1 protein-coding gene is annotated in these 6,153 nt (G+C 60.3%); it reads right to left on the reverse strand.

What is annotated here, in order from left to right; all coding sequences use genetic code 11:
* Nucleotides 1–32: 32 nt before the first annotated feature.
* Complete coding sequence (locus ACP7CJ_RS21330; RefSeq protein ID WP_426101728.1) at nt 33–4,901, reverse strand: NAD-glutamate dehydrogenase; 4,869 nt, start codon at nt 4,899–4,901, stop codon at nt 33–35.
* Nucleotides 4,902–6,153: the final 1,252 nt, after the last annotated feature.

The following is a 6,153-nucleotide window of genomic DNA, read 5'->3' on the forward strand; positions in this document are numbered from 1 at the left end:
AAGCCCCCTCCCACCGTTGCTTTACCGCTGAATCAAGCCGGCTGCAGCACCGACTGACCACTCAACGCCAAGTCGAGCAACTCACGGTTGGCCACCGCGTACATGGCGTAGTCCGTGCCAACCGCCGCACGGATTTCCACCATCATTGCGCGCCAACGATCGGCCATGTCCTGGTGCTGCTCAAGCCACAGGGCCACGCGGGCTTCCATGTCTTGTGGCGCGTCGGCCATTTGCAGTACGGAAATGGTGATCGCCCGTTGCTGCCAGTCCACGTCGTCGCGGAAGGCTTCGCGGGCCGCAGCCTGCCAGTTGTTGGCCACCGGCAGATCGCTGATCTGCTGCAGGTACCACGGCAAGTCCAGGGCGCTGCCGACGGCGAAGTAGGCCTTGGCCACTTCGGCGGCGTCATGCCCGGTCACGTCGGCGGCTTCGATGATCGGCAGCAAGGTATACAGGTGGGTAGTGCCTGCAACCATGCGTGCCAACAGCTCGGGTACGCCGGCTTCGGTGTAGGCCTGATAGCGGTTCTGCCAACCCTCGCGGGTCGGGCCTTCCAGCAGTTCGTCGAGCTTGAGGCCCAACGCCGCCAGGTGCGGACCGAAGTGTGCGGTGTCACGCCCGGCGTCCTGCTCGTTGCGACGGCTGCGCAGGAACCAGCGCGTAGCGCGACGGCCCAGGCGCATCAGCTCGTCCATCAACTCCAGTTGCACGTCGGCAGAAACCTGGTGGTCCAGGGCTTCGATCTGACGGAACCAGTGCGGGAGGTGGAAGATGTCACGCACGATCACATAAGCGCCGGCCACGTTCGCCGGGCTCATGCCGGTCGACTCTTTGAGTCGTTGAACGAAGGTGATGCCCATGTGGTTGACCAGATCGTTGGCGATCTGGGTGCTGACGATCTCGCGCTTCAGACGGTGGCGACGCATCGCCTCGCCGAACTTGGCGACCAGGCTCGGTGGGAACGCGGTCTCCATGTCACGGGTCAGGTACTCGTCATCCGGCACCTGCGACTTGAGCAGGGCTTCCTTGAGGTCGATCTTGCTGTAGGAGATCAACACCGACAGCTCCGGACGGGTCAGCCCCTTGCCGGTGGCGGCGCGCTCGACGAGCTGTTCCTCGGTCGGCAGGTACTCGATGGCACGGTCCAGCTTGCCACGGCTTTCCAGGTCGCTCATCAGGCGCTTGTACTCGGCGGCACGCTCGTAGGCACGGCGGGCGGCCAGGGACAGGGCCTGGGTTTGCTTGTAGTTGTTGCCCAACACCAGGCTGCCGACTTCGTCGGTCATGCTCGCCAGCAACTGGTTGCGTTGCTTGTCGGTCATGTCGCCGGCCTGCACCACTTCGTTGAGCAGGATCTTGATGTTCACTTCGTGGTCGGAACAGTCCACGCCACCGGCGTTGTCGATGAAATCGGTGTTCGAACCGCCGCCATTGAGGCCGAATTCCACACGCCCCAGTTGGGTCATGCCGAGGTTACCGCCCTCGCCCACCACCTTGCAGCGCAGCTCGTTGCCGTTGACGCGCAGCGCGTCGTTGGCCTTGTCGCCCACATCGGCATGGCTTTCGGTGCTGGCCTTGACATAAGTCCCGATCCCGCCGTTCCACAACAGGTCCACCGGCGCCTTGAGCAAGGCGTTCAGCAGTTCGGTCGGGGTCAGCTTGTCGGCCTTGATGTCGAAGCGTTCTTTCATCTGCGCCGAGATGGCAATGCTCTTCGCGCTGCGCGAGAAGATGCCGCCGCCTTCGGACATGATGCTGGTGTCGTAGTCGGTCCACGCCGAACGCGGCAGCTCGAACATGCGCTGACGCTCGACGAAGCTGGTCGCCGGGTTCGGGTTCGGGTCGATGAAGATATGCAGGTGGTTGAAGGCCGCGACCAGTTGCAGCTTGTCGGACATCAACAGGCCGTTACCGAACACGTCACCGGCCATATCGCCGACGCCAACCACCGTGATGCTGTCTTCCTGCACGTTGATGCCGCGCTCACGGAAGTGACGCTGCACGCCGACCCACGCGCCCTTGGCGGTGATGCCCATTTTCTTGTGGTCGTAACCGGCCGAACCACCGGAAGCGAACGCGTCGCCCAGCCAGAAGCCGTAGTCGATGGCGATGCCGTTGGCGATATCGGAGAACGTCGCGGTGCCTTTGTCGGCTGCGACGACCAGGTACGGGTCATCACCGTCATGCCGCACGACGTTGACCGGCGGCACCAGGGCGCCGTCCTTGAGGTTGTCGGTGATGTCCAACAGGCCGGAAATGAAGATGCGGTAGCAGGCGATGCCCTCGGCCGCGATCTCGTCGCGGCTGCCGCCCAATGGCAGGCGACGCGGCAGGAAGCCGCCCTTGGCGCCCACCGGCACGATCACCGAGTTCTTCACTTGCTGGGCTTTTACCAGGCCGAGCACTTCGGTGCGGTAGTCTTCTTCACGGTCGGACCAACGCAGGCCCCCACGCGCAACGTTGCCAAAGCGCAGGTGCACGCCTTCGACGCGTGGCGAGTAGACGAAGATTTCAAACTTCGGCACCGGCTTGGGCAGCTCAGGAATGGCCCGCGGGTCGAACTTGAAGCTGAAGTACGACTTGTTCTGGCCGTTGGCGTCGGTCTGGTAGAAGTTGGTGCGCAGCGTGGCCTTGATCAGGTCCAGGTAGCGACGCAGGATGCGGTCTTCGTTGAGCACCTGAACGTCGTCCAGGGCGCTGAGAATCGCTTGTTCCAGGCGTTGCTGCTTGTCTTCCAGGTCGTCGGCGGCGAGCTTGCGTGCCAGGTAGAAGCGCGTCTTGAACAACCGGGTCAACTCGCGGGCGATGTCGGTGTGGTTGTTCAGGGTGCTGGCGATATAACCCAGGTCGAAGCCCAGGCGGATCTGCTTCATGTAACGGGCGTAGGCACGCAGCAGCGCCACGTCGCGCCATGGCAGGCCGGCGGTCAGCACCAGGCGGTTGAACGCATCGTTCTCGGCGTCGCCGTGGACGATATGCACGAACGCGTCCTGCAGGGTGTCGTTGAGCTGCTGGATATCCAGGTTCACGCCTTCGGCGGCGATGAAGGCAAAATCGTGAATCCAGAACTCACGCCCCTTGGCGTGACGCAGACGATACGGGAACTCACCCAGCACGCGCAGGCCGAGGTTTTCCAGGATCGGCAGGACGTCGGACAGCGCCAGCGGGGTGTCGGCATGGTAGAGCTTGCAATGCAGCTCGCGCTGGCCGGACACCTGGCCCAGCGGCTGATAGAAGCTCATCACCAACGGGTTGGCTTCGGTCAGGCTGAGCAAGTGCTGCATGTCGACCACGGCCGAATGCGCGGCAAAACGCTCGCGGTAGCCGGCCGGGAAGCCTTTCGGGAAGTCCGCCAGCACGTTGGTGCCGTGGGCTTCGCCGAAACTTTCGACCACCAGGCTGGAGTAGTCGTCCTGCCAACTGCGACAGGCCTGCACCACTTCTTTTTCCAGTTGCAGCGTGTCGATGTCCAGGCGGTTCTTCGGGTCGACCCGCAGAATCAGTTGCACGCGGGCCAGTACGGACTCGGAAAAGAACGTCCAGAACTCGCAGTCCGAGGCTTTCAGGCGATCCATCAGCACTTGCTGGATCTTCTGGCGCACTTCGGTGGAGTAGATGTCACGCGGCACGTAGGCCAGGCAGTAGCAGAAGCGACCGTAGGGGTCTTTGCGCAGGAACACGCGGATCTTGTTGCGCTCCTGGATCTGCACGATCGACATCACGGTGCTGAACAGCTCATCGACCGGGGTCTGGAACAGGTCATCACGCGGCAATACTTCGACCACCTGCGCCAGTTCCTTGCCCAGGTGAGCCTTGGCCTGGAAGCCCGAACGGTGTTCGATTTCCGCGACCTTGCGGCGGATATAAGGAATCACCCGCACGCTTTCGCCGTACACCGACGAGGTGTACAGGCCCATGAAGCGGCATTCCTTGATGACCTTGCCGTCGGCGTTGATCTCACGGATCGACACGTAGTCCGGATAGGCCGGGCGGTGAACGCGGCTAGGGTGTGCGGCCTTGGCGAACGACAACACGGCCGGCTCGCGCAGGTAGGACACGGCGTAGTCTTCGATGCGCAGGTCGTCGGCGGTGAGGCCGGCGCGCAGCAGCTTGGTCAGACCGAGGAAGGAGCCGGCGTCATATTCGATATGACCGCCGTCGGCCTCGTCACGTACCACGAACTCTTCATAACCGAGGAAGGTGAAGTGGTTGCCCACCAGCCATTCCAGGAAGTTCTTGATCTCGGCTTTTTCTTCGCCGTCGATGCTGAACTGGCTGGCGTCGATACCGGCCAACAGTTCCTGGACCTTGGCTTTCATCGGTTCGAAATCGGCCACGGCCACGCGCACTTCGCCCAGTACCTGCTCCAGCTCTTTGCTCAGCACGCTCAGTTCGGCGACGTTGGCGCAGCGGTCGATTTCCAGGTACATCAGCGATTCTTGCTGGATGCCTTCGCCCTGGGTGCCTTTAGGCAGGATTTCCAGCAACTCGCCTTTCTTGCCACGACGCACGCTGAGCACGGTGGTTTGCAGGGTGTGGATGCTGTAGCCACGGCGGTTCAGCTCGGTACGCACCGAGTCGACCAAAAATGGCAGGTCATGGTGCAGCACTTCGACCGCAGTGTGGGTCGACTGCCAGCCATGACGTTCGTAATCGGGGTTGTAGACCCGCACCTGGGGTTCGGTGTGGTCGAAGCGCTCAAGCAGGCGCCAGGCAGACAGGGTGCAACCGGCCAAGTCGGAAAGGCGACGTTGGGTCAGTTCGTCCAGGGAAATGATGCCGAAAAATTGTTCAGCGAACAGCGCCACTTGTGGCAGTGCCTGTTCACTGATGTGCTGCGCCAGTGCCGCTTGCAGTTGATGCTGGAAGTCGGCCTTGCTGGCTGCGGTGAAGAACGCCATCTGTGGTACTCCGCTTGGGCTTGTTATTGATGGAAGCGTCGCGTGTTATCCCCTTGCGGGGAGACCGTCAGCTCTGTTCGCAGGTAACGATGTAAGCACCATAAACGAATCAGGGTGACAGGTGGGTGAAGCTGGACAAGACGATCAGGTCACATACAACTTCCATTAGACGTACACCTTGCCAGGCGACGGTGTGACGGGCAGGTCTGGCTCCCGACAGAGGGCACGTCCGTTGCGCAGCTTAACGAGTGTAGGAAGACAGCTGCTTGCGGCGCTGCGACATATTCGGTCATCGGCTGGCAATGCAGGGTTGCACAAAGAGCAACCACACGCTCCAGACTACAAAAAAACCGGTCACCGCCGCAGGTATCAAGCCAATGATAGCTAACACACTCGAAGCCCGTCGGCACATACCTACAGCACATCAAGCAACAGACCTCGAACATCAGGGAACTTTTCCTGCGCCAACCGCCAATCAAAAAAACACAGGGAGCGTGGCTTACCGACCGTCATCTATTGCAGGCCCGTCATGATTACGCCAACAGCTCCCTCGCCCATCATTTCGCAATCCACCCCGTCACCGGACACCATCAAACCGCCGATTTCGTTCGCCGACAGCGGCGTATATTCTGCCGAGTGGGATAAATATAATCAGCCGGCCGCCAGGCCGCAGCCGAGCAGTGACCAAGAGCGGTTCGAAACGTGGAAGCTGCAAAACGCAAGTTGGATTAGATGTTGATCCAGATAAAACCTACTTGACGACCATCGCTTACGACCACACTTCGTACTCGCGCCCCCGCAAGGGATATATCATAAAAAAATCTCACTCACCGATGCAGCCATGCGAAACATTCAGGGCGAAGAACTACCGTCAGGCATGCCGCTGTTTAGATATTCAACTTATAAGAACGGCAAGCCCAGTTTTGATATACAAGAAAACTCAAGGCATTCTAAAGACCAGCCCAGTATCAACGGCGTCTTCGATGCGCCTGACGGAGAAAGGATTTCAACGCACTACACAGGTCTTTATACCGAGCCCGACAGTTCGTCCCCCAACGCATACAGCGCTGAAACCAGGTTCCCCTGTCGCCTGACGACTTTATGAAAATGACGTGGGACCACGCCTATAAAAAGGTTCTTCACGGAATCTCGGGAAACACAGAAACAAGAACGCCGATTTGGTTGATGATGTTCGTGCGAGCAAACACATCTAACAAACCGGCGTTCTTATGCGAGATATTAATACTTTCCT

Origin of the sequence: Pseudomonas sp. PSPC3-2 (genome assembly GCF_049897085.1) — a bacterium.
Classification (GTDB): domain Bacteria; phylum Pseudomonadota; class Gammaproteobacteria; order Pseudomonadales; family Pseudomonadaceae; genus Aquipseudomonas; species Aquipseudomonas paraveronii.